The sequence below is a fragment of the Pedobacter sp. Leaf170 genome, from assembly GCF_920984665.1.
GTDB lineage: Bacteria > Bacteroidota > Bacteroidia > Sphingobacteriales > Sphingobacteriaceae > Pedobacter.
The window spans coordinates 116,753-143,338 of the sequence record NZ_CAKLBP010000001.1 but is presented as its reverse complement, the minus strand read 5'-3'; the positions used below and the strand labels follow the sequence as shown (position 1 = coordinate 143,338).

Annotated in this window: 19 protein-coding genes; 11 read left to right on the top strand and 8 right to left on the bottom strand. The window is 33.8% G+C overall.

What is annotated here, in order from left to right:
* Positions 1-44 precede the first annotated feature (44 nt).
* Positions 45-2,132 carry an HRDC domain-containing protein gene (locus LUA90_RS19500; RefSeq protein WP_304622667.1) on the bottom strand — a complete coding sequence of 696 codons (2,088 nt, stop codon included), beginning with the start codon at positions 2,130-2,132 and terminating at the stop codon, positions 45-47.
* Between the two features lie 355 nt (positions 2,133-2,487).
* Between LUA90_RS19500 and LUA90_RS00560 the strand changes: the two genes are divergently transcribed.
* On the top strand, positions 2,488-2,883 hold the full coding sequence (locus LUA90_RS00560) for a LytTR family DNA-binding domain-containing protein (protein ID WP_231460237.1): 396 nt from the start codon (positions 2,488-2,490) through the stop codon (positions 2,881-2,883).
* 51 nt (positions 2,884-2,934) lie between these two features.
* Here LUA90_RS00560 and LUA90_RS00555 read toward each other — a convergent pair whose 3' ends face one another.
* The 5 genes from LUA90_RS00555 to LUA90_RS00535 all read right to left on the bottom strand — a co-directional run bounded on the left by LUA90_RS00555 (position 2,935) and on the right by LUA90_RS00535 (position 9,147).
* Complete coding sequence (locus LUA90_RS00555) at positions 2,935-4,242, bottom strand: HlyD family secretion protein (protein WP_231460238.1); 1,308 nt, start codon at positions 4,240-4,242, stop codon at positions 2,935-2,937.
* Positions 4,232-6,424 (bottom strand): peptidase domain-containing ABC transporter, encoded by a 2,193-nt coding sequence (locus tag LUA90_RS00550; protein ID WP_231460239.1) that lies wholly within the window; start codon positions 6,422-6,424, stop codon positions 4,232-4,234. Before LUA90_RS00550 ends, LUA90_RS00555 begins: the two co-directional genes overlap by 11 nt.
* A 1-nt stretch (position 6,425) precedes the next feature.
* Positions 6,426-7,514 (bottom strand): hypothetical protein, encoded by a 1,089-nt coding sequence (locus tag LUA90_RS00545; protein WP_231460240.1) that lies wholly within the window; start codon positions 7,512-7,514, stop codon positions 6,426-6,428.
* Between the two features lie 159 nt (positions 7,515-7,673).
* Entirely contained in the window at positions 7,674-8,606 is a 933-nt protein-coding gene (gwsG, locus tag LUA90_RS00540) for a grasp-with-spasm system ATP-grasp peptide maturase (RefSeq protein WP_231489768.1), read from the bottom strand.
* A 340-nt stretch (positions 8,607-8,946) separates the two neighbouring features.
* Positions 8,947-9,147: a hypothetical protein gene (locus LUA90_RS00535; protein ID WP_231460244.1), complete on the bottom strand. Its 201-nt coding sequence runs from the start codon at positions 9,145-9,147 to the stop codon at positions 8,947-8,949.
* A 415-nt stretch (positions 9,148-9,562) separates the two neighbouring features.
* On the opposite strand from LUA90_RS00535, the gene LUA90_RS00530 reads away from it, so the two are divergent.
* From LUA90_RS00530 to LUA90_RS00510, 5 genes are all read left to right on the top strand, one after another.
* Entirely contained in the window at positions 9,563-11,485 is a 1,923-nt protein-coding gene (locus LUA90_RS00530; RefSeq protein ID WP_231460245.1) for a histidine kinase, read from the top strand.
* Between the two features lie 9 nt (positions 11,486-11,494).
* Complete coding sequence (locus LUA90_RS00525) at positions 11,495-12,241, top strand: LytTR family DNA-binding domain-containing protein (protein WP_231460246.1); 747 nt, start codon at positions 11,495-11,497, stop codon at positions 12,239-12,241.
* 102 nt (positions 12,242-12,343) lie between these two features.
* A complete protein-coding gene (locus tag LUA90_RS00520) occupies positions 12,344-12,583 on the top strand; it encodes a hypothetical protein (RefSeq protein WP_231460247.1) in 240 nt (79 codons plus the stop codon).
* 128 nt (positions 12,584-12,711) lie between these two features.
* Positions 12,712-12,864 (top strand): hypothetical protein, encoded by a 153-nt coding sequence (locus tag LUA90_RS00515; RefSeq protein ID WP_231489767.1) that lies wholly within the window; start codon positions 12,712-12,714, stop codon positions 12,862-12,864.
* A 119-nt stretch (positions 12,865-12,983) separates the two neighbouring features.
* Positions 12,984-15,056, top strand: a complete 2,073-nt coding sequence (locus LUA90_RS00510; RefSeq protein ID WP_231460248.1) for an FUSC family membrane protein — start codon at positions 12,984-12,986, stop codon at positions 15,054-15,056.
* Between the two features lie 52 nt (positions 15,057-15,108).
* On the opposite strand, the gene LUA90_RS00505 is transcribed toward LUA90_RS00510, so the two are convergent.
* Positions 15,109-15,378 carry a hypothetical protein gene (locus tag LUA90_RS00505; protein ID WP_231460249.1) on the bottom strand — a complete coding sequence of 90 codons (270 nt, stop codon included), beginning with the start codon at positions 15,376-15,378 and terminating at the stop codon, positions 15,109-15,111.
* A gap of 116 nt (positions 15,379-15,494) precedes the next feature.
* Between LUA90_RS00505 and LUA90_RS00500 the strand changes: the two genes are divergently transcribed.
* The 4 genes from LUA90_RS00500 to LUA90_RS00485 all read left to right on the top strand — a co-directional run bounded on the left by LUA90_RS00500 (position 15,495) and on the right by LUA90_RS00485 (position 22,896).
* Positions 15,495-16,118: a class I SAM-dependent methyltransferase gene (locus tag LUA90_RS00500; RefSeq protein ID WP_231489766.1), complete on the top strand. Its 624-nt coding sequence runs from the start codon at positions 15,495-15,497 to the stop codon at positions 16,116-16,118.
* Between the two features lie 151 nt (positions 16,119-16,269).
* On the top strand, positions 16,270-17,646 hold the full coding sequence (locus tag LUA90_RS00495; protein ID WP_231489765.1) for a YeiH family protein: 1,377 nt from the start codon (positions 16,270-16,272) through the stop codon (positions 17,644-17,646).
* Between the two features lie 544 nt (positions 17,647-18,190).
* Positions 18,191-21,307 carry a SusC/RagA family TonB-linked outer membrane protein gene (locus LUA90_RS00490; RefSeq protein WP_231489764.1) on the top strand — a complete coding sequence of 1,039 codons (3,117 nt, stop codon included), beginning with the start codon at positions 18,191-18,193 and terminating at the stop codon, positions 21,305-21,307.
* A gap of 11 nt (positions 21,308-21,318) precedes the next feature.
* Positions 21,319-22,896: a SusD/RagB family nutrient-binding outer membrane lipoprotein gene (locus LUA90_RS00485; RefSeq protein WP_231460253.1), complete on the top strand. Its 1,578-nt coding sequence runs from the start codon at positions 21,319-21,321 to the stop codon at positions 22,894-22,896.
* A 96-nt stretch (positions 22,897-22,992) separates the two neighbouring features.
* On the opposite strand, the gene LUA90_RS00480 is transcribed toward LUA90_RS00485, so the two are convergent.
* On the bottom strand, positions 22,993-23,871 hold the full coding sequence (locus LUA90_RS00480; RefSeq protein WP_231489763.1) for an AraC family transcriptional regulator: 879 nt from the start codon (positions 23,869-23,871) through the stop codon (positions 22,993-22,995).
* 217 nt (positions 23,872-24,088) lie between these two features.
* Between LUA90_RS00480 and LUA90_RS00475 the strand changes: the two genes are divergently transcribed.
* Positions 24,089-26,548, top strand: a complete 2,460-nt coding sequence (locus LUA90_RS00475) for a glycoside hydrolase N-terminal domain-containing protein (protein ID WP_231489762.1) — start codon at positions 24,089-24,091, stop codon at positions 26,546-26,548.
* Positions 26,549-26,586 lie beyond the last annotated feature (38 nt).

Genomic DNA, 26,586 nt, shown 5'->3' with positions numbered 1-26,586 from the left:
GCTGTGGCTTACACTAACGAATTATAAAAACATTTTTATTAGCCTTAAAACAGCTCTGAAGTTCCTAAATAGCCATTAACAGATTTTAAAATATCTTTACCAATTTCAACAGCATTACCAACGCCAACACCTTTTATTGCCGCAAGTTGCTCGGTTGTTTTGGGTAATTTAGCAGCAATTGTTTGTAAAGTTTGGTCAGATAGTACGTTGTGTTCTTGTACATTCCTTTTATCGCTTATTTTCTTCCTTAAAATTATAAGCTCATTATACAATTGCTGATTTACAATTTCTTTAGCTTGTTCAACAACTTTTTTCACCCTACCGGTTTGGATGTGTTCATAATTGCTTCCGGCTTTATGGTAGACTTTAGCAAACTCATCGGTAGTAAAATTGCTCCAGGAGATTTTAAAAAGTGCTGATTTTATCGCTAAATCATTTACAAAATCGCTAATACGACCTAATATTTTTTCTGCCCGCTCATCTCGGTAAACATTCATGTCATTAAACTTATCTGCAATTGCAAGTATTGATTTAAGTTTCGGGCTAAAATATTGTGACGCTTTAATTAATCTATCTACAATAACTGTATTTTCTACAACCGGCAAAGATTTATTTTGTCCTGATAATTCCTTTTTGATAAATCTATCTCCAATGGCAATAATCTCCGTTTCTAAAGGTTTAGAAATTTCATCAACAATAGCATGAAAAGCTGCGTTTTCATGATTGTTCGGAAAGTTTGATTTTTTAAGAAAATTCCAGTTTTTCGCAAGGGCACTAAAATCCAGCAAATCGTGAATAAGATTCCATTCATAATTTATGGAGGCTTTAGCTAATGTTTCTGCACTTGGTTTGGTTAAAATTGCATTATGGGTAAAACTTATCACTTTGTTATCTGTAATGATGTTTTCTGGCTTTACAGGCGACTTTAAAATTAACCCTTCTAAACTCCTGCAACGGCTTAAAGCAACATAAGCCTGCCCGTGGGTAAAAGAAGAACTTACATCGATAATCGCTTTATCAAAGGTTAACCCCTGGCTTTTATGAACGGTAATTGCCCAAGCTAACTTAAAAGGGAATTGTGTAAAAGAACCCGTATTTACCTCACTAATTTTATTTTCACCGTCTAGATTGTATTTTACATTTTGCCATTCTTCTCGGTTAATTTCTATGGTTGTGGCATTATCATTGTCAAATGAAACTTTTATAACGTCTCCATCAATGGCTTTAACAACCGCAGCTTTTCCGTTATAATACAGTTTTTTACCCGATGAATCGTTTTTAATAAACATAACCCTTGCACCGATTTTCAGTTCTAATACTTCATCAACCGGATAGGCATCTTTAGGGAAATCGCCCGTAACTTTTGCTGTAAACTGAAAAGTTTCACCATTCAATTTCTCCAGGTACTCTTGATTAATTTGAGTTACCTGATTGTTGTGTGTAGTAAGCGTAATGTATTCTTCCTTACGGATATCGCCTAAATTTTCGTCATATCGCTCATTCAGTTTTGACAGTAATTCGCTGCTTAAATTATTTTCCCTGATTCCGTTTAATATATTTAGAAAAGTTGGGTCGGATTGACGGTAAACTTTATCTAATTGAAAAGTGATTATCGGGTTTGAAAGTATCGCTTTACTATCAAAAAAATACGGACTAGCATAATAATTTTTAAGGATATGCCAGGCATCATGTGCAATAGGAGAGAGCTGGTAAAGGTCGCCAATCATTAAAACCTGAACACCACCAAACGGTCGGTTTATGGCTTTTGTTTTTCGCAAGGCGATGTCAATATAATCGAGCACATCTGCCCGAACCATACTAATTTCATCAATAATTAATAGCTCCAAGCACATTAAAAGCTTAATTTTCTCAACCGAATACTTTACCTCATCGCTAACTTCCTTATCAGGTATTATTGGTCCGAATGGAATTTGGAAAAAGGAATGAAGCGTAACACCACCGGCATTTATTGCAGCAACGGCAGTAGGTGCAACAATTGCATAGTTTTTTTCAGTGGTTTCTTTTATGTGTTTTAATAAGGTGGTTTTACCGGTTCCGGCTTTACCGGTTAAAAAAACTGGCTGGTTTGTACTTTTAAGAAAATCGAGAATAAGCTGATGTTGATGCGCCAAGGTTTTTGGATATTTTAAATTATGCAATAAAACATGCGTAAGACACCAAAAATACAATGTTACTTTTGTTTATGCTAATAATGTTAGTATTTAAATAATATTATAAACGTCTTTAATTTGGTATTTTATGATTTTTCTCAAAATTTACCGGTAGTTGGTATTGAAGAGATAAAATTACTAGCTTAACTCTTAAAAGTTATTTTTTACTAATGCTTGTTGTTATCTGGCTGATTTTCAATAAAAACGATATAGTATAGCTTTCTAAAAGCTTGCAAATAGAGGTTGTGTTTGTATTATTCGTAATACTTTTAAGTTGTTGTTGAACAATTTGTGTTATTAACTGTTCTGTACCTTAATGAATAGCCCTAAATTATACAGTTGTGTCCTCGTTGATGATGACAGAACATCCCTCTCTCTATTAAAAAATTACATCAATCAAATTCCAAAGCTAAAAATGCTTGGTAGTTTTGATTCTGCAGCAGAGGCGATTACCTACGTAAGAAATGCCGATGATGAAATTGATTTTCTGTTTCTGGATATTGTAATGGATATATCAGGTATCGATGTTGCCCAGATTTTACGCGATAAAGTTAAATACATAATCTTCATTACCGGCTACGATGGTTTTGCTTTGAAAGCGTTTAATGTAGGTGGCGACCAATATTTAACTAAACCTGTGCAATTTTCTAAGTTTTTAGAAACTATAAACCAGGTTTTAAGGCGGAATAATGTTCAGGTTAACCGAAAATAAACACTTGGTAATTTTTGATTTTTTATTAATATTTTTCAGGAAGTTTATTCTTTAAGAATTTTGGTAGCCTGCCAGCTTTCTGATTTGGTAGAAAAAACGTTCTATCAATCTTAAATCCTGAGTAACAATTTCAGCACTGCCTTTAAGTTCTTTATCAAATGTTAAAGTTTTTTGGTAAGATGTTTTTAAGCCGTTTGGAAGTAAAACATCTACATAATAATTCCCCTTTTCATCTGGTGTGAAAGAGATATTCTGAACAATACCTTCAACAATGCCATATTCCTGAAAACGGTAATTATCTAATTTTATTAACACTTTTTCTCCTTTAGCTATTTTACCAGAATTAGTTGCGGCAACTAACATTTTACCTATAAGTAAACTGGTATTATTGGGTAATATAGAAAGAACAGGTTCTCCGCGTTTTACAAATTGATTTTCGCCCCAAAACTGCTGAAAACTTGCTACACCTTCGGTAGAGGAGATTATCAAATAATTTTGCTCCCATTGCCGCAAAGATTTTCTTAATTGTTCCAGAAGTTGTAGCGTTTGCGAAGCAAAATTAATCTTATCCTTTTCTGCATTTATGGTTGTTCCACTTTTAGCTTTATTAAGGTTATCAATCGCTTCTACTGTTTGGGATAATGAAATATCTATATTTTCTATGCTTTGCTGCGCCTGTAAATATTTAATTTTTTCATTTTCAAACTCAAAAGATGATATTACTTTTTGGCTAAAAAGCTGCTGTGCCCTGAGATAATTTTTTTTTACTAATTCTATCTTTGAAAGCTCGAAAACCTTTTGGCGTTTTAAGGTTGCGAGTCTGCTTTTGTTGGTTTGTATATTTTGGTCTGTAGCAATATTTTCAGGAGCATAAGGCTTAAGTCTTGTAAACAACTTTTCATCTTGTAAAGCTTTTGAAAAAGTGTTGTAATCACCTTGTAGCTCACCCAGCTTGTATTTAGATAGTTTTTCTAACGGAAAAGAATTTAATTGATTTGGGGCAACAGAATCTATAAGTTGTTTAAGCGATAGTACATCTGCATAATTTGCTGTTGATTGCAAAACCATCAATACATCGTCTTTTTTAACCTTTTGATGGTCGGCTACAAATATTTTTTCAATTTTAGAATCAGTTCTGAATTGCAGTTTTTCTGGCGGATTTTGAGAGGTAACAATTACAGTTGCGGGTACAAATTCTGGGTATTTGATAAAATAACTCATCAAAAAAATCATTAATAATATAGCAAGTATTATAACATTTCCCCAACGGAACATCCAATGTGGTGGTTCTGATAAAACGTCCTGTACAGCTTCAGAGCGAAGTTGCACTTCATCTAATTTATCTCTTTTAGTTTCCAAGTTCGAGCTGATTTTTAATAAGTTTATAATATTCACCTTTTTTAGCAACCAATTCATCGTGATTGCCTTCTTCTGCAACCATTCCTTTATCCAATACGATAATTTTATCGGCATGTTTAACAGTTGATAATCGGTGTGCAATTACCACGGCGGTTTTACCTTTAAAAAACTGTTCTAAATTTTCGATGATTACTTTTTCGTTGTTCGCATCTAAAGCACTTGTTGCCTCATCAAAGAAGATATATTCTGGCGATTTGTAAACGGCTCTTGCAATAAATAGCCTTTGTTTTTGTCCGCCACTGATGCCAATACCTTCGTTACCAATTTTGGTGTTGTAGCTTAGCGGTAAATTTTCTATAAATTCCTGTATGTTGGCAATTGCTATGGCTTTTCTTAGCTTCGTTTTATCTACAGTATCTTCGCCAATGGCGATGTTATTGGCTATGGTATCATTAAATACATAGCTTTCTTGCATCACCACGCCGCAATGGTTTCGCCAGTAACGAGGCGAAATATTTTTCATATCCGTATTGCCGATTTTAATTTCGCCCACGCCAGGCTCGTAAAATTTAGTCAGCAATTTTAACAAAGTTGTTTTTCCGCTACCGCTTGCACCAACTATTGCTGTTGTTTTTTGATATGGGATGGTTAGGCTTAAGTTTTCGAATACAAAAGCATCTGTACCGGTATACCTGAAAGAAACATTCTTTAATTCAATATCTTTCGGTGCTATTTCCGTAGTATATTGAATTAATTCGCTCTCTTCATCTTCTTTATTGTGAATTTCACCTAACCGTTCAAGCGAAATTTTCGCATCTTGAGTTTGACGTATAAAATCGATTAATTGCATTAACGGATTATTCAGCTGCCCGATAATATATTGGACCGAAAGCATCATGCCTAAAGTAAGGTTACCGCTTAATACTAATTTTGCAGCTAAAAAACTCACCAGAATATCTTTTATCTGGTTAATGAAACCACCACCAACAGATTGCCATTGTTCTAAGGATAGGGCTTTAATTTTTATTTTAAAGAGTTTGACTTGTAAAAATTCCCAGTTCCATCGTTTTTGCTTTTCGGCATTATGCATTTTAATTTCCTGCATACCGTTAATTAATTCTATTACAGTGCTCTGTTCCTGGGCTACTTGAGAGAACATTTTGTAATCTAATTCTTTTCTTTTTCTCAGGAAGAAACTAATCCAACCAACATATAGAATAGCTCCAAATAAATAAACAGTAAATAGCTTGTAATCGTAAATTAGCAATACAACACTAAAAATTATTAGGTTCACCATCGAGAATAATGTGTTTAAAGAGGAGTTAGTCAAAAGTTGCTCTATTCTATGATGATCATTAATTCTTTGCATTATATCTCCAGTCATCCGGGTATCAAAGAAACTAATTGGAAGTTTCATCAACTTTATAAAAAAATCAGAGATGATGGAAATGTTAATTCTTGTAGAAAGATGCAGTAAAATCCAGCTTCGTATAATTTCGATACCCATTTTTCCAATAAAAAGCATAACCTGAGCAAGCAATACCAAATAGATAAAATTAATATCCTGATTTTGAATGCCTACATCAACAATACTTTGTGTAAGAAACGGGAAAATTAAAGAAAGTAAACTGCCAGCTAATAAACCAACGGCTAGCTGGATAACAAGCGATTTATACTTAAGCAAATACCTTGACAGGAAAGAAAAACTTGCTTTGCTCTCTTCTTCGTCAAATTCGTTTTTGTAAAAAGACGGGCTTGTCTCTATAATTAAAGCAATGCCTTCTTCAGTATTTTCATCCGCATTTTCACCAATCCAATGTTTAATAAATTCTTCCTTTTTGTAAGAAATTAAACCAAAACTCGGGTCTGAAACATAAACGTTTTCCGCTTTATCAATATTATAAACTACAACATAGTGGTTCTTATTCCAATGAACGATGCATGGTAGGGGTGCATCAGCAACCAGGGTGTTAAAATCTATTTTAACTCCCAAGGTTCTAAATCCTAAAGTTTCTGCCGCATTACTAAGGCCAAGCAAACCGCTACCTTCTCTGGTGGTTTCAGAGAGTGTTCTTAAATGTTGCAAGGGTATATTTTTTTTATAGTGTTTAGCTATAATACGTAAGCACGTTGGTCCGCAATCTTTAGAGTCTGGTTGTTTGTAAAAAGGGAATTTTTTCATGTTAAGTATTCCAAATTCTGTCGAAATTTTCGGATAACTTTTCTTCGTTTATTGTACAACCTGATTCAGAAATTGTAACTCCAGAATCTTTTAAATTGAGATAACCTTCTTCATTATTCCATTTCGAAATATAGGGGTTGTAAGTACATTCAGAATGATGAAACCAATGTTCTGCACCCTTGCTTGGCACACGACTATCTACACACATGTATCTAAATTCACAGTCTTTACATACCAGCATCTGATGTTTTTTTATTTCGCCTAGTTCATTGTATTTTGATGATGAAATTATTTCTAAAAATTGTGTTAAAGTCATTGATTTGATACTACCAAAACTCTCTAAATTATTTAACCCATTCTTTATATTTCCAGTTTCATCGATGTAGATTTTGCCAAAATAGTAAGAATGAAAATTGTTAGATTCTAGAAAATGTTCTGTATTAATAACCAATTTATCGATACTGAGATTTCTTTTATAGGTAGAAAATTCTTCTTCATAAAAGTTATAGTATATGTTTTGAGATAGTTGCGTTTTCTCTACAACGTTTTTTGAATTGAAAAAATTTACTGAAAAAATTATACTGTATTTTGCAATTTGCTTTTTATACGCTTCCAAATTTTCAATGTTAATGTTTTCGATATATAGATAAATACTATCTATCTCAAGCTGACTGACTTTTTCTAAAATCGAAAATAAGTTTTCATCTATATTCTCCGATATAATTGATAGATTTAAAAGATATTCAACTTTAATTAAATTTAAAAAGTTAGAATCTATGTTCGAATGGATAATAACATTAGTTACGCGATTAGGAGTTTCAAAATTCTTATCCAAAATTGTGAAATGCTTTTTTTGTTCTTTATTAGATAGTCTAAATATAATTTCCTCTTTCATCAAAAAATCGATGAGTTCATCTCGCTCTGCAACATCTTTAATTTTGTCGAATTGTATGAAGTCGTTTGTATCCAGAAGATCATAATGTTCTTTTGGAATAAGAAAATAATCCTTTCTAAGAATATCATAGATAATTGCTCTGTTGTATCCATTTACTGGCACACATAATTGATTTCTCAAAAATAAATTGTTCATAATGGGGATTTATAGAGAAAGTTTAATTGCAAACTATTGGTTGTAAAAATTTTTGACTGCCTGGTTTTTATCAGGTATTTAGGTTTATCTTTTTTTATTAAAGATTTTAAATGGATAGGAGCATGTCCAATAAGTATCTCGAGTTCGATATTTTTCATATTAGAGATTTAAGGCGATTTGCTTTTCTAAATTGTAGTTGCAGGGTGTAGAAACCATCCCAAATTGACCAATTGGATTTAGATCTAAAAAATAATATTGATGATCTTCTTTTGAATAAACAATATCGAAAGATGCACAATTTAAACCTATCGCATCAAGCAACTTTTTTATTTTGCGTTTGTACGATTTGGGCAATTCATATGGGGTTATCCTATTGGGTTTTGAATTGTCGTAATTTCTAAAATCTACTTTGGTTTTATTATTATTTTGCGAAAAAATAGCCATTGCATAAAAGCTCCCATTTAGATAGAAACATCTTAATTCGTAGGCCTTAATAATATTTTTCTGAAAAAATGTAGGCACAAATTCATCTGGTAAACTTTGAATATCATCAAGGACTATTTCACAGGTGTATGCCATGTGAAGCGAATTTTCCGAGTCGTAAACAGAAAATGGTGCATTAAGAGGTTTTGAGATAATATTTTTTTCTTTATTGTAAAAATCTATAAGTACGTTTTTGAAACTTGTAACTACATAATTTGGAGCAAGTACATTAAATCTTTTGCATAAATCTAAAATGTATAATTTATTAATATCGCTAGTTTTAAAATTATTTACAGAATTGATTTTATCAAAAGCATAATGCATATATTCCACTAAGCATGTATTTTCTATAGATAAATAATTGTCAATATGCTTGCTTTTAAAGTTATTCATCAAATATAAATCGCCTCTTCTGTACCATATTTTGCTTATTGCGTTGCTTTTCAATATTTTACCATCAATATTTAATGAGAAACCTTGATCTTTAAGCGATATTAATTTTACACTGGTACTTTCGTTAATGCGAATAAATTCTTTTTTTAGATATATTAGCCAATTAATAACTCGGCTTGTAGAATAATCATCATCAATAGAAAAAATTAAAATCATAGGTTTATAAATTCAGCTTTTAATTAATTAGTATTTCAAAAACGGAGGGCAGAGCCTCCGCTTTTTAATAAATTGTTTTTACTCAACTAGCAAGGGCTACAATCATAAAAATCCATATTCGATCCGGTCTGTTTACCATTATCATCAAAAGTAGTAGTGTAGGTGTCAGAGCAATGACGGGCTTGCGTTGCGCTCGAGCATTCATGATAAGTTGTAGCTAGTCGGCCTCCGTTGATTTGGCAGCTTGATAGATCAATCCTTTTTTCGAATAAATTTTTGTTGTTTTTCATGTTTTTGTGTTTAAATTTTTAAAAATCTGCTTATTAAAATACTTTAATAATTAAGGGCAGTTGAAGTCTGTACATGTTTTTATCACAGTACCTTTGTCTGTTTTTGTTATGTACTTTGTGTCTGAACAGTTATCAGTACTTGTGGCCGTTGAACTTTCTTTTTGAGTAGCTTCTTCAGCCAATCTTCCCCCATTAATTTGACAACTTTTTAAATCGATTTTCTTTTCAAATAAGCTTTTGTTTGTTTTCATAATAAATAACTTAATTAAGGTTTCGCCAACTTACCCTGGCGTTTAGGTTTTTAATTAATCTAAAATCGATACACAACGTATGGCTTACAACAGGTAGTTAATATGTGTAAGGTTTGAATGTTTTTTCGTGAATTTTTGAGGTAAATTCGTTAAAGAATCTATTTTGAAAAAAAGTTTAAACGATTGAATATGCTGATTTTAAGGTTCAGATAGCCATAAATTAAATTGTTTTTGAACAGCATGATTTTGTTTTGTTTATTCTCAAATAAAGCGCAAACCGATACAGATATGAGCTGAAATCCAGCAGATATTTGATGATTATTTTTTTTAGCTTGTACTATTTATATTTTAGGCACTTCTTATATTTTAACTAAAAGTTTGGAGAGGCAAAATTTTACTAACGATAACTTAATTCATGACGTTTGATAAAAAAATCACATATACCTTTTGTTTAATCTTTAGTTTTTTCTTGGTTTCAAATTGCAGAAACGATGAAAAAAAATCTAAAATAGAAATTGGAGTAGCACCAGTTGAATCAAATAAAAAGGATTATTTGGCGCTGATTATTTCATTAGATACTTTGCCGTCATCATCAGTTAAAGAAGTTATTTTAAAGGAAGATAGTCTGCTCAATTCAAGCAATGGGGGTGAGGCAAATCCTTTTATTTATTATTTTAAAGCACGTAGATACGTTTACGATAAGAAAAAAGACAGTGCCTTAGCAAGCTATCAAAAAATTAAGAGTACAAATCCTAACTCGGATGTAGAATTTCTTAAGGTAAGTTCTATCATAAATCTCAAAATAGGTGGTGGCGTAATGGTAGATCCACCTTTAATGAGCGAAATTTTTTCTGCTTTAAAAGCTGCTGAGCAGGTGAAAAGTAAATTAACATATCGTTTTTATGATTTACTGGCACAGGCATATTTCCAAAATCACGAAGAAAAAAAATCAATTGAGTATGCTGCTATTTATTATAAGCTTCACCCTTATAATACACATACAGTTGTAAGTCAACGTTATTTTGATATTTCATTTTTACTGGCATCCCGTTTAGGTGATTTTAAAAAAATGTCTCTTTATAATGCTAAGGCGAGAGCTTTAGCTCTAAAAATAAACGATAGTTTAGCTATAGCCCGAACTTATGATAACGAAGCACAAATTTACAGTAAGCAGTTACAAACGGGTAAGGCATTAGCAAGTAGCAAAATTTTCTTCGATTACTTAAAAAGGAGCAATAACCTTAATGATGTTGCTTTTAATAATCTTGGAACCGCTTTTTATCAAAATAAGCAGCCAGATTCTGCTATAAAATACTTCCGAGATGGCATTGCTTTGGCTAAAAAAGATATTTCAGGTAAACAAAAGGCCATGCACTACAATGGTTTGGTTGATGCCTTTAAAATGAAGGGCGATTTTTTACATGCGCTTGAAGCTGCAGATTCTGCTTATTTAATCGAGTTAAGAAGTTATAAAGCAATTGAAGCGGTTAAAGTGGCCGAAATGCATGAAAAATACGAATCTGAGAAAAAAGACATTAATATTGCTGAATTAAATGCCAGAAATAAACTTAATGAAACCATTATCGGGCAGCAACGCTGGACTATCTTTTTAACGATATTGGTTTTTGTAAGTGCGCTTTCCTTCTTTTATATATTTTATCGCCAACAGCGTTTAAGGGAAAAAAATAAACTACTTAAATCCGAAAATAAGCGGTTAAATGTAGAGCAAAAAATGCTGCAGGCTCAATTAAATCCACATTTCATATTTAACGCTATCGCAAATTTACAAAGCCTTATTGCATCTGGGCAGAATGATGAATCTGTTCAATACCTCAAATCATTTTCGGGGTTATTGCGTGGTATTTTAGAGCAAAATAGAAAAGATTTTATCGAAATTGAAGACGAAATTTGCTCTTTAAATAACTACCTCCACCTGCAACAAATGCGCTACACCGATGCTTTCGATTATAAGATTATAGTTGATGAGCATTTAGATACGCAAGAAACGTTAATTCCGCCAATGCTTATTCAACCTTTTGTAGAAAATTCAATTGAGCATGGATTTAGAAATTTAACTTATAAAGGTTTGCTTTTAATATCTTTCACAATCAAAAATGAAAAGTTAATTATAGAAATTGATGATAATGGCAGCGGCTTAAAAGCAAAGCAAAATGAAAAGCACAACAAGCAATCGCTTGCTCAGGTTATTTTAAAAGAAAGAATGGATTTGTTATTTACACAAAATGGAGAAAATGCCTATTTCAAAGTAAAGAATAAACTGGGGGATGCTGAAACTGGTGTGCATGTCGAAATTCAAATCCCGGTAACAATTGATTAAATATAAGCCATGAAGCTATACATTTTAGAAGACGAAATCAGAATTTTACAGCATATTTTGCAGATTGTTGAAAAGATAGACTACCTTGAAGTTGTAGGTTCGGCAGGTGAAATTGCAGTTGCCGGTAAAGAAATACCTGCCTTAAAACCCGATATAATTTTAGCAGACATCAGACTTAAAGATGGAGATAGTTTCCATTTATTTGATGCAATTGGAACAAATGATTTTCAGGTAATATTTTTAACAGCCTATGACCAATATGCCATTCAGGCTCTAAATTTAGGCGCATTTGGATACTTGCTTAAACCCATTGATGAGTTATCATTAACCACTCATTTAAATAAATGTTATCATCATCGTCAGCAGGAAGCAATAGGGCAGCAGCAACTTGCCATTGCCAAAGAGCATTATCTTGCGCAAGGCCTAGCGGCAACAAAACGCATCGCTTTAAAAAGCCTTGAATATATCGAGGTGGTATCTATTGAGGATATTATTTTTTGCAAAAGCGATAAAGGCTATACAACCTTTTATTTGAATAATGGTAACGAAATTTTGGTTTCCAAAGGGTTAAAAGAATACGAAAGTTTGCTAACGCCTTTTGGTTTTTTAAGATGCCATCAATCTTATTTAGTTAATTTTAAATATGTAAAAAAATACTATCGCGAAGGCTATTTACAAATGGAAAATAAAGTAAAGATTTTAGTTTCAAGCCGAAAAAAAGATGAAGTTTTACGGTATTTAGAAAATATCGCATAGCTTCTATCAGCTTAGAAGATTGAACAAAATTCAATTTTTTATTTTTTTTTAAACTAAAATACAATTACAGCGTTTAATAAGTGTAATAATAACACTAAGCCTATGTATAATTCAGCAAAAACTGAAACCAGAATAATAAATTTCGATGGAACAATTATCGTTCTAAATGCTGAGAAATTTAATGCAAAACGATATGCTGTTAGAATAGATGGCATTTTTAGCGGTCATTTGGAAAGAAAGAATAACGCATTAATCCTTTCTATGGGTACCGAAATAAAAGAACCTTTTTTACAGAAAATAAGCGAGATATTTAATGTTGATAAGCAATTGGCTATAAACTAATGTTTTCTGCTGACTTAAATTTTCAGAATTAAAGTTATACGAGGCATAACAAACGTTCTCAATAAAATTTAATAGCTTCTAAAACTTTTTTTGCTGGTTAGGGTTATAACAGTTATAATATCCCAATAATGTCGAAACGTAACTCGCAACTAACCAAATTAATATTAGATACTCCTAAAGATAAATTCTCATTTATCTGGCCAATAAGCTTAATCATATTATTGCTTTCATTAACTTATTTTTTTGGTCCTGATAATTACGCATTCTGGCTTGCAAAATAATATCCTATTGTAACATAATTACCGTTAAATTTTCTCTTAAACTGTAGATTTCTTTACATTAACATAAAGCTTTATGGCATTATAATCCTTATTTTTGCGCCATAAAATCAATATCTCTTTTGAAGTCTAACCAACAAAGATCTTTCGGTCTAAATATTTTATATTTCTTTTTGGGTGAGTATTTTTCTGATGCATTGAGAAATACAATTACAATTGTTTTGCCAATAGTGCTGTTTTTTTGGCTCAAACTACCCGAAATGGCTTCTGGAATTGGTGTTGGAGCATTATTGGTAAGCTTAACAGATTTTCCTGATAATAAGTTCAATAAATTTAAAACTGCCTTATATGGCATTGTGGTGTTTTTCTTAACAACCATTATCATCTCACTTTCGCTATCGTCTGCGTGGTTGCTTGCAGTTGTTATGACAGGTGCCGCCTTTGTTTTTTCGATGTTTGCAGTGTACGGAAACCGAATTAGTATTATTGGTACAATGGCACTTGTGGTTTGCTGTTTTGTTATGGGCTTGCATCCCGTAAATCCATTTCATTTTAGTTTTTACATGCTTATTGGCGGTGTTTGGTACTATCTGGTAAGTTTATTACAGATTTTAATCTTTCCTTATCGCTCCTTAAATCATGCAATTTTTGAGTGTATGATGAGTAGTGCAGTTTTTTTAAAGGCCAAGGCGAATAATTATGATGTTAATATACCCTTTGATGCATCGCAGAAAGAAATTATTAAACTTCACATAAAGGTAAATCAAAAGCATGAACTCATCCGTAATTTATTGCTAACGGATAAACAGGCAATGGCGCCAGATAATAATGAGGGGCAGATTTTATTGGGTAGGGCTTTATTGCTGATAGATTTATACGAGCAACTTAATGCCGTACATTACGATTATGCTCGTGTACGTGAAGTTTTGAAAGCATCATCGCTTGCCTTAATGACGAAGCTACTAAATTTACTGGCTTTTGAACTCGAAGATTTGGCAAGAAACATCAAAGATAAAAGCAAAGATTCTATCCATTCTTCAAATCAGAATTATCATGAATTAATTGATTTACTGAACGTTGAAATAGCAAATGCAACAGCCATACAAAAGGATTTTCTATCGCAGTTTATTGCGAATACAGATTCTGTAGTGCACAGTCTTGAATTAATTAAAGCGCACACTACAGCAAAAAATTTACAATCTGAAATAGTTGGTATCAAGCCGAATTACCCGGCATTTGTAACGGTAGACAATTCTACTTTGAAAGAAAATTTATCGTTTAAATCACCATTTTTCAGGTTTGCTTTACGCTTGGCGCTTTGTTTCCTTTTTGGTTTTTTGTTAATAAGTCAATTATCTTTAAATAAATATAGTTATTGGTTGTTTTTGACTTTGGTTATTGTGGCAAGGCCAAAATTTACCGTAACCTGGAGAAGAAACCTGCAGCGGTTAGCAGGTAGTTTGGGTGGTATTATCCTTGGTTTGGTATTAATCTATTTAATTAAAAGCCCGGCAATACTGTTAAGCTTATCTGTGTTTTTTCTACTTGGATTCTTTTCTTTCAACCGGATAAATTATACCATCAGCGTTTTATTCATTACTCCGGCAGTAATTTTAACACTTGGAAGTTATCATGGGCATTTCGATCATATTATACAAGAACGGATTCTTTTTACAATTCTAGGCTGTTTGATAGCCGTTTGTGCATCAATTTTATTTCCTATATGGGATAGTAAACAACTAAAAGATAAAATTAATCAGGCCATAAAACTCACAAAAACCTATTTAATAAATACGGTCAGCAGCCAACATCAAGCAGATAAAAATTTGCTTAGAATATCAAGGAAAGATGCAAATATGAGCCTATCATCACTTTCAGAAGGTATAGATTCTGCCAGTCAGGAACCTTTCAGAAAACGCGGCAGTCTAAATACTTACTATCAGATTCAACTGTTTATATATCAGATGAATGCCTTGATTACTTCGTTAAATATTTTAGACAATGATGTAACCATTTTTGAACAAAATATCATCAATAAAATATCTAAAAATTTAAGTTTTGAAGATGATAAATTAAACAATCTGCACGAGGAAGATGAGGGTGCTATTAGACAAAAGAATTTACCTGAACAAAAGTTAGCTCATATCTTAGTATTATCAGAAAATTTTAAATCTCATTACAAAGAATTAATCTGATTACATCCGGCATAAATAAATTTTTAAAACTCAGCTTTTACCTATTTATCGCTTAATTACAAACGCGTTTTGTGTTTTGCTTTATGGTTTCGTAAATCTCTTTTGCTATGTCGCTTTCTGCCAATTTGGTAATAATTGCATAAACAGGATTTACAATTATGGATACCAGATTTTCATCTTCTCTCTCAATGCTTAGCGTTTTATTATCCTTGCTTAAAACTGTTTTAACGTGAAACAAGCCAGTAGAGATTAACTCCATTTCATGCAAATAGTTATTTACTGATTTATTAAAAGGGATATAGATATATTCTTTAGTCGTCATAATTGTATATGGGTAGATATTAATAACAATGAGATTTCAAAAAGGTTACGAAATATTTTGAATATCTATATCAGGGTTTGTTAACCACATATCAAATCATGTTTTATATCTTTATAATGATGATTAAAGCTATGGAGTCTATCCAAAATATTTACGGAAATATCGACATTTATCTTTTCGACCAACTGATGAAAGGTACTTATGCAAACTGTCAGCGCATTTTAGATGCGGGTTGCGGTAGCGGTAAGAATATTGAATTCTTTTTACGTAGCGGCTGCGATGTTTATGCAATTGATAACAATCCAGATGCAATAGAATCGGTCAAGCAACTGGCTTTGAGTTTATCACGGCAAAGCTTAAAAAATCATTTTCTTATTGGTGATGTAGCGCTAATGCCATTTAAAGAAAATTTTTTTGATTTGGTTATCAGCAGTGCTGTTTTGCATTTCGCAAATAATCAACAGCATTTCGAAACCATGCTCAGTGCTATGTGGAAGGTGTTGCGAAAAGGTGGTTTTCTTTTCGTTCGTTTAGCTTCTGATATTGGTATCGAATCTTTAGTGCAACCAATTGGTAATGGCAGATACATTTTACCCGATGAATCTGAAAGATTTCTAGTAAATCAGGATATGCTTTTAAAGCTAACCAAAACCTTAGGTGGTGTTTTGCACGAACCAATTAAAACAACCAATGTGCAGAATTTAAGGTGTATGACTACCTGGTGTGTTCAGAAACTTTAAGCCGAATGCAATTTGTATCATTTTAGCTGAACAATGTATATAAAGAAGCAATATTTGGTGCGTAATAACTATTTTCATTCCTTTATTACTTGCAAAAAACACTTTTAAATTATTGCTATTAAACCGTATTAGAATCATCAACCTGTAAAAAATGTCTGTAAAAAACCAAAACTTAGCAAATAGCAGTTCTTTAACTGAATCGGGGATTACGCCTGATAAGAAAACGTTTTTAAAATCCATTACCGAAGATTGGTGGGCTTTAATTTTGGGTGCATTTATTATTGCTATTGTTTTATTGCTTAAAGTTAATGCTGCAAGTTTGAATTTGCCGGTTTATAAATGGAGCAACCAGTCAGATTTATTTGATAAAATTCTTTCTACAAACAATCTCTGGCTTATCATTAAAACCGGCCTTGCATTTTTAGCATTAGCCGGAATTGCAATTCAATTATCCGGAGGAAATCTAATTCGCTTTGCAAAGGGTTTTATATTGATTTACATGTTGGCAACACTTTCGTTTATCATAGGAGGAAATAAAAATGTAGCCTATTACGGTTTGGAATATGTGGTATTTGCGCTTCTAATCGGAATTATACTGGGTAATCTTTTTAATTTGCCAAAATGGTTAAAGGAAGCAGTACGATCTGAGTTTTACATTAAAACCGGACTGGTTATTTTAGGTACAACTATACTTTCTGCAGATTTAATTAAAGCGGGCTTGCCGGGTATAATACAGGCTATTATTGTGGTGACTGCGGTTTGGTTTTTCTCTTTATGGTTAAGCAGAAAACTTAAAGTAGATGATGAATTTGGAATTATCCTCGCCTCAGCAGTGTCTATTTGCGGCGTTTCTGCAGCAATTGTTGCAGCGGGTGCCATCAACGGAGACAAAAAGAAACTTTCTTATGTAACAACGCTTGTGCTAATAATGGCTATACCGATGATGATTATTTTACCATGGATGGTGAAATATTTCAACATTCCTGAAGTGATTGGCGGAGCATGGTTAGGTGGAACCCTTGATACTACTGCAACAGTAACCGCTGCCGGAGATTTAATTGGACCAATAGCCGTTAAAGCAGGTGTAATTGCAAAATTTTCGCAAAATGTTTTTATTGGTGTAGCTGCTTTTTTTATTGCCATTTGGTGGGCTTACAAAAAACCAAAAACTGATGGCGTAGCAATAGAAGCTGCAAAAGTTGAAAAGCCTGGCTTGCAAATTGTTTGGGAGCGCTTTCCGAAATTTGTTTTAGGTTTTATTGGCGCTTCACTTGTGTTTTCTTTTCTATTATCTGTAGAAACAGCTAAAAGTGTAGCACCTACCTTAAATGGTATTCGAACCATTTGGTTTGCCTTAGCGTTTATCGCGATAGGAATGGAAGCTAAATTCTCATCGTTGGTTAAGTTGCAAGGCGGAAAACCAGCGCTTACATTTGTTACGGCTCAGATTTTTAACATCATCTGGACACTTTTATGGTCGTACATTTTATTTGGCGGCTATTTATTTCCAGTTCCTGATTTTAAATAACCATTTCATAAATCAGCATAATCTTTTTTTAAGCGTTTCATTAAAATGCTTTGGTTTTTATTGAAAGGTTAAACAGATAAAACTATTTTAATCTAAGGTCACTTTTTGGTTGAATAAGTCGGATTTGTACAACAAATTTTCTTTTTGGTACAAACATTAATAAAAATTATATAATAAGTTTGTTACACAATTTTACAATAGTCGATACGAATCATCCCATTTATCTCGATAAGTATCTGAACAGAAAAAATTATTAACTAAAGCTTTACTAGTATCAAGCAAAATATAAGTATTTGAGGATTGTTTTATTCAATATTATATTCTGATTGCCAGCAGCCGACAAACTAAATACTCAAAAACCAAATTGATTAATTTCTTTCAGAAAGAATAAAGCTTTAAAATATGCATAAAACGTTTTAGTTTAATTGTGCACTAGCAAATTCGAATTCTGAGAAACTAATATATAATCAACCTAAAACTAAATAACTAACCAACCAGTATGAACATGAGGGATATTTATTCCAGCAACTGTGTTAAAGAAAAAATGTTTTCTAGCACAACCAGAAACGTACTCAAATTTGCTTTGCTGAGTGCTTCAGTAATCGGTTTGCCAACTTTAGCAAGTGCAAAGGGTACTAATGCAAAGAACGTGATTCTGAAATCTTTGGAAGCCGCTAAATACACGGGCAGCACCAAAATGAATTTTTTTAAACCAATAACTGGCTTAGTAACAGATGAAACTGGTAGTCCACTGCCTGGTGCTACAGTAGTTGCTAAAGGCACGAATGCTAAAACAGTAACAGATGCTGATGGTAAGTTCTCCTTTAACATTCCTGATAATGCTACTGTTTTAGTTATTTCTTATATCGGCATGACACCGCAGGAAGTAAATATCAGTAACTTAACTAATGTTACGATAAAACTTTTACCATCGGGAAGTGCCAATTTAAATGAAGTTGTTGTAACCGCTTTAGGTGTAAAGCGTGAGAAAAAAGCATTAACCTATGCTGCACAACAACTTAACGCGGTTGAGTTAACCAAAGCAGGTGCGCCAAACTTTATGGAGGCTTTAAGTGGTAAGGCAGCCGGTGTAGATGTGGGTATTAGCAATTCGGGTGTTGGTGGTTCTACAAAAACTGTTTTAAGGGGTTCTAAATCTATTGCAGGGAGTAGTGAAGCACTATTTGTTATTGATGGTGTACCGGTAGTAAACAATAAAGGCGGACAGCCAGGCTCTTATGGTGGTACAGATGCTGGAGATGGTTTATCAGCGTTAAACCAGGATGATTTTGAATCGGTAACGATATTAAGAGGCGCAAATGGTGCAATTTTATATGGTAGCCAAGGCGCTAATGGTGTAATCTTAATTAATACAAAAAAAGGACAGGCTGGTAAGATTGCTATTGCTTTAAACTCTACAACCAATTTTAGCTCAGTTGCTACATTACCAGAGTTTCAGTACAATTATGGAGCTGTTGGCGGTAACGATAGAAGTTGGTCTAAAACAAAAGGCAACTATCAAAGTGGCTATATCGAAGATTTTTTCCAAACTGGTGTAAACACCATTAACACTATTTCTGTATCAGGAGGAAATGAAAAAACAACAAACTATTTTTCTTACGGAAATAACTATGCAACTGGCGTTGTACCTACAAGTACATACAATAAACATAATGTTACTCTAAGTCAGGAAACTAAATTATTTGATGATAAATTGGTTTTAAGCGGAAACGTAAGATTCTCTTATGAGAAATCAAAAAATCGTCCGGGTGCAGGTTATTATAATAACCCCCTAACAGGTTTATACCTTTTCGCACGTGAACGTGATTTCGACAGTTTCAAAAACAATTATCAAATCTTTGATACAACCAGAAATTTATTCAGACAGAACTGGTATTCTACAGAAGAAAAACAAAATAATCCGTATTGGGAACTTTATAACGACCCTAAACTTACAACAAGCCATAGGGTAATTGCTACAGCAAAGGCTTCGTATTCTTTCCTGCCTCACTTCAGATTTGATGTAAGAGGAAACATTGATTACAACGATAGGTTATTAGATTATCGTTATGCTGCCGGTGGTAACTCGGTAAGTGTAAGTAGTAATGGTAGCTGGAATTATTCAAAGTACAACGATAAGGCTTTATATGGAGATGCGATTTTGAACTATGATAATACCTTTGGTAAATTTAGTTTAAACAGTGTTTTAGGCGCAAGTATTCAAGATTATACTTTTAATGATGGAATGACATTCAGTAACGGAACTGTGCCATTGCAATACCCTAACTTTTACAGTTTTGCTAACTTACCATATAATTTGGTAGTTAACCAAACATTTAGCCGGGTTCAAAAACAGGGTTTGTTTGCCAATGCATCATTAGGATTTAAAGATATGTTGTATTTAGATTTAGCCGGTCGTAATGATTATGCTTCTACATTAGCTACCACGGGTAACGATTCATACTTCTACTATTCGGCAGGTTTATCAGCCATTATTAGCCAAATGGTTTCACTGCCAAAAGCAATCAGCTTCTTAAAATTAAGAGGTTCAACCTCAAGAGTTGGGAACGAAGTGCCATATAATATTGTAAATCCTGGTAACACCATTGGTGGTGCTGGTGGTCCGGATGGTATAGGTGGTATCAACAGAAATACACAAACTCCATTTGCTACATTGGTTCCTGAGAAAGTTATCAGTAATGAGATTGGTTTAGAATCCCGTTTCTTTAATGATAGGTTAAATTTAGATTTTACTTATTATAAAAATTCAAGCACTAATCAGTTTCTTTCTTTAACTGCGCCTTCGGGATCTGGTTATACTTTCTATTACGTTAATGCAGGTAAGGTGAACAATCAGGGCTTTGAGTTAACTTTAGGTGGCGACCCTATCAAAACTGATAATTTCAAATGGAATTCTACTGTGAATTTATCTCAAAATAAAAATAAAATTGTAGAGCTTATTGCAGATAATCCTAATTATCAGGTTGGTAGTAATGATGAAGGTTTTAACTCCATTATTAAATCTGGTGGTTCTTTCAACGATTTGTACATCTACAAACTGGCACGTAACGCTGCCGGGCAAATTATATTAGATACTGATGGTAAGCCAACAAGGACCACAAACCAGGAATATGTCGGAAATCTTAACCCGAATTTTATAGCAGGTTGGAACAATACATTTACATACAAAGATTTCAGCTTAAGTGCTTTAGTTACAGCTAAGTTTGGTGGTGTAGCATTTTCAAAAACAGAAGCATTCTTAGATTCGTATGGTGTTAGTAAAAGAACTGGTGAAATTCGCGATGCAGGAACCACTATGCCAATTAATGCTATTCAAGGTACAACACCTGTTACTTCAATAGATCCGGAAGTTTACTACAGCGTAATTGGTGATAGAAACGGAATTATGGAACCTTATGTGTTCTCCAGAACCAATGTGCGTTTAGCGCAGGTTTCATTAGCATATAACATTCCACTTAAAGGCTCTACCTTTAAATCTGCATCTGTTTCATTAGTAGGCAGAAACTTATTCTTCTTCTATAAAAAAGCGCCTTTCGATCCGGAACAAGCAATGAGCACAAGTAATAGCAACCAGGCAAATGATGTTTTTGCTGTTCCTGCAACCCGTTCTTATGGATTTAATTTAAAATTGAACTTTTAATAAATAAAGTGATGAAAAAAATATGTTTAGTGGTGCTCGCTTTGATTTTATTCAATTCCTGCACCAAAAATTTCGAAGAAATTAATACAAATCCCAATCAAATAACAGATAAGCTTTTAGAACAGGATTTTAATCTGGTAGGCTCTTCTTTCTCTGTAATGTTATTCAACCTTATGGGTCATCAAATTGAAGAAGATTTATGTTATGATAATTGGATGGGTTATATGGGTGCACCTACGCCATATGTTGGTGGTGTAAACAATACAACTTATTACTTACGTTGGATTGATGCTTACTGGAATCGTGTTTATGGAAGTGTTATGTCGCCTTCTAAACAAGTAATTCAATTGGCTCAGGAAAAAAATCTTCCGCTTTTTGGCGATTGGGCAAAATTTGTTAGAATATTGGCAATATCTAAATTAACGGCTATTCATGGCCCTGTTATTTTCTCAAATTACGGAACTGCAGGTTTAGGTACAATCAAATACGATAAAGAATCTGATTTGTACAACAACATGTTTACTCAATTAGATCAAATTGAAGCAAACTTCAAAGCAAGTCCTAATTACACTGGCTTCGCTAAATTCGATCCAAGTTACAAAGGCAGCATAGCCTCATGGTTAAAATTGATTAACTCCGTTCGTCTTCGTTTGGCAATGCGTTTAGTAAAAGTAAGTCCTGCAGTGGCTAAAACGCAAGGTGAAAAAGCTTTGGCAGATCCTGTTGGATTAATTAGCGCCAATTCAGAAAACTTTATGATTCCATTAAATGGTAACGTAATGCCGGTTTCTATGATCAGTTTTGATTGGGGTGATACACGTATGGGTGCAACTATGGAATCTTTTATGGTAGGTTTAAAAGACGGACGTATGGCTAAATATTTTAATGAAGTTACTGATGCTTCGTTAGTAACAGACCACCCGACTTATAAATACAAAGGTATTCGTAGTGGGGCTTTTATCAATGCAAAAGATGATAGAATCTCTTATTCTACAGTAAGTTCTGATTTTAAAACTGTTCAAAACCGAAGAGGGTTTACAGCTGCAGAAATTTCATTTTTAAAGGCTGAAGCTGCTTTAAGAGGCTGGGCTAACGCAGGTGATGCCAAAACAAATTACGAGAATGGTGTTAGACTTTCATTTTCTGATTGGGGAGCTGCTGGTGTTGATGCTTACTTAGCAGATGCAACTAGCAAACCAATTAATTACATCGACCCTAAAGATGCGAGAAATAGTTTTACCGCACTTTCTACCGTTACAGTTGCCTGGAATGCAGGAGATTCTAACGAGTTAAAACTTGAGAAAATTATCACTCAAAAATATCTCTCCACTTTTACAAATACGTTAGAGGCTTGGGTAGATTTTAGAAGAACAGGTTACCCTAAAATTCCGCACGTAGCTAAAAATGATAGTAGCCCGGATTGGGGTATTATCACTTCAGATCAATGGATTAAAAGAATTGTTTATGTTCCGGCAGAAAGAACAGGTAATGCTGCTGCGGTAACTGAAGCATCTACATTTTTAGCTTCTGGTAAAGATGATATTGCATCACGTTTATGGTGGGATACAACAACTACAAGCAATTTCTAAAATAACTTAAAATAGGAGAATGGCTACCTGAGATGGTGGCCATTTTTTTTGCAAATTTTTTTTAAAAAAAATTATAACTATGGAAAGATGTTTTTGTTAATGCGGTGGATACATCTGTTTTTTATACGTTCCGGGAGCCAAACCAGTTAATCTTTTAAACATTTTTGAAAAATACGATAGATTATCAAATCCAATTTGTGTAGCAATCTGACTGTAGTTTAAAGCAGTTGTAGCCATAAGGTATTGTGCCCGTTCTACACGTTTTTGGTTAATGAAATTAATCGGTCTCATCCCGGTATGTTGCTTAAATTGTCGGGAAAAATAATCGCTATCGTGGTTTATCCTTTGTGCAAGATGCGAAACCGATAAAACAAGATTCAAATTATCCAGGATGTAATTTACTGTTTCAACCATCTTTTTCGAATGGTGGTTGTAATGGATTCTGCTTTCGGTTTGTTTATTTAAAAACCTGGAACTTAGTTGTTGCAGTATGCCCTGTGTTTCATGAAAAACTGCAGGATGCTGCTTATAATTTAATTGCTTACAATCTGTATAAAAGGCTTCATATTCGTAACTTTTAGGGTCATAAGATTTACGAATGCCCCGGTCTGGATTAATCTTCAGAAGTCTGTTAAATAAATGATGATCTAATACGGATGCCGGCACTTTTTGAATCGATTTAATGTCTTGCAACATAGAATATCCAATACCTTCATCATCAAAAAATTGCACATAATACTGTGCTAAAGTGGTATCGCAAGCCATTGTAATCATAGTAAAACTCGGAATTAAGTATAAATAACCTTCCTCAAGAATTACCTTTCCGGTTGCATCTGAGAGATAGCCACTACCGCCATTTATGTAATAGATTCTTATGTAAGGACTTATGATGTTAGCATATTGCCAATTTGAAGAAAGTTCTACGTAGTCTACATTGAGCAGTGAGTATCGCTGTTGATTGAAACGGTTCGGCATTGCAGATTTTATTAATGTAACTCTTCCTTTAAGGTGAGTTATTTAGGGATTGTATATAAATCTGTAATAAAGATATATAATTTTAGCTCAATGGGATTTTTTTGCTTCCGCTTTTCAATTTAAAATAATACATATTTTTTTTAAGTAGCTGTGAATTATTGTGAAATAAGTTGATAAATTCGGGTCAAAAAAACTTCCTAAATCCCTGCAACCAGTTATGAGATATATAACCCTTACCATTTTACTTTTTGTATCGTTAACAAGTTTTGCTCAAAACAATTTACAACTATGGTATGATGCACCTGCAAAAGAATGGACGCAAGCTTTACCAATCGGTAATGGCCAAATCGGAGCAATGGTTTTTGGTGGTGTCGAAAATGAACTTTTCCAATTAAACGAAAGTACCTTGTACAGCGGCGGACCGGTTAAAAAGGTTATCAATCCGGGTGCAAAAGCCTATTTACCCGAAATAAGAAAAGCGCTGATTGAAGAGGAAAATTTTACGAAGGCAAATTTGCTGGCTAAAAAAATGCAGGGCTTTTATACAGAATCTTACATGCCATTAGGTAATTTGATTATAAAGCAATCTTTTAAGGGCAAAACATCAAATAGTTATAAAAGAACACTGGATATTTCTCAAGCCATATCAAAAACAAGTTTTTCGGTAGATGGCGTAATCTATAACCGCGAAGCTTTTACATCCTTAAATAAAAATGTTCTCGTTATTTACCTAACCTCTTCAAAAGTTGGAGGTTTAACGTTCGATGTATCGGCAAACAGCTTGTTGAAAAATACAGTCGTTTCAAAAGATAAGGCACTGGTTTTAATGGGGAAAGCACCAGCTCATGTAGATCCAAATTATTATAACGTTACTGGCAGGCAGCCAATAGTTCAGGAGGATACATCTGGTTGTAATGGTATGAGGTTTCAATATAGAATTAGTCCGAAATTAAAGGATGGAACCCTGCAGATTGACGCAACTGGCATCCATGTTTCCAATGCAACTGAGGTAATGCTCATCGTTGCGGCAGCCACAAGTTTCAACGGCTTTGATAAATGCCCCGATGCTGAAGGTAAGGATGAAAATGCTATTGCTTCGAAACTTATATCAAACAGCATTAATCAATCTTACGCATCTTTAAAAGCCGAACATGTAAAAGATTACCAACAATATTTTAACAGGATTGAGTTTAGCTTAAATAAAGGAATTGATAACCAAAATACTAAATTACCATCTGATGCCCGCTTAAAAGCTTACAGTAAAGGCGCAAAGGATACGGATTTGGAATCGCTATATTTTCAGTTTGGACGTTACCTTTTAATTTCTTCCTCGAAACCCGGAAGCCCGCCAGCAAACCTTCAAGGCATTTGGAATAAAGAATTACGTGCCCCATGGAGCTCAAACTATACGATAAATATTAATACTCAAATGAATTACTGGCCTTCGGAGGTTACAAATTTATCTGAATTAACTACGCCTTTATTCGATTTTATTAAGGATTTATCGGTTACCGGAAAGCAAACTGCAAAAGAATTTTATGGTACCAGAGGATGGGTTGCACACCATAATTCTGAAATATGGGCAACTGCAAATCCGGTTGGCGACCGTGGTGATGGCGATCCGGTTTGGGCGAATTGGTATATGGGCGGCAACTGGTTAACCAGACACTTATGGGAGCACTATTTATACACTGGCGATAAAAAATTCTTAAAAGAACAAGCCTATCCATTAATGAAAGGAGCTGCCGAATTTTCTATCGATTGGCTGGTAGAAAATAAGGAAGGATTGCTGATTACTGCGCCTTCAACCTCTCCCGAAAATAAATTTTTCGATAAAAATGGGGTAGAGCAAGGTTTATCAATGGCCACTACAATGGATATGTCTATCATTCGCGATTTATTTGCCAACACCATTGCAGCAGCCAAAATTTTGGGTATCGACAAATCTTTCAGAGATACCTTAATTGCTAAACAGGCAAGGCTTTATCCTCTAAAAGTTGGGCAGAATGGAGGCTTACAAGAATGGTATAAAGATTTTAAGGAAACAGATCTATTACACAGGCACGCGTCTCACCTGTATGGCCTATATCCGGGCTACGAAATCACAGAAAAAACACCCGAATTTTTTGCCGCTGCTAAAAAATCACTTGAACTTAGAACTGATTTAGGCACAGGGTGGAGCAAAGGCTGGAAAATCAATTGGTGGGCCAGACTTAAAGATGGCGACCATGCTTACAAATTAATAAGAGGCCTGCTAAATTATGTTGATGTTTCTGAAGGCAATGGCCGTCAGGGAGGAACGTATCCAAACTTTTTCGATGCACATCCACCTTTTCAAATTGATGGTAATTTTGCGGGTACAGCTGGAATGGCAGAAATGCTTTTGCAAAGTCACCTGAATAATATACAATTATTACCGGCCTTGCCACAGGCATGGAAAAATGGTAACATTACTGGATTGCGAGCCCGTGGTGGTTTTGAAGTCGCCATATCGTGGGATAACGGCTTATTAAATCATGCCGAAATTATTTCACTTTTAGGAAATACTTGCGAAGTTCAATCTGCTACGCCTTTTGCAATTAGGGGCGTTAATGCAAAACTCGAAAAAACAGCCGGTGGTTACAGCATGAAATTTGCGACTACCAAAGGCAAAAAGTATAATTTAATAAAAATATAGTTTATTGAAAATTCATTTCTGATAAACCATTAGAGTAT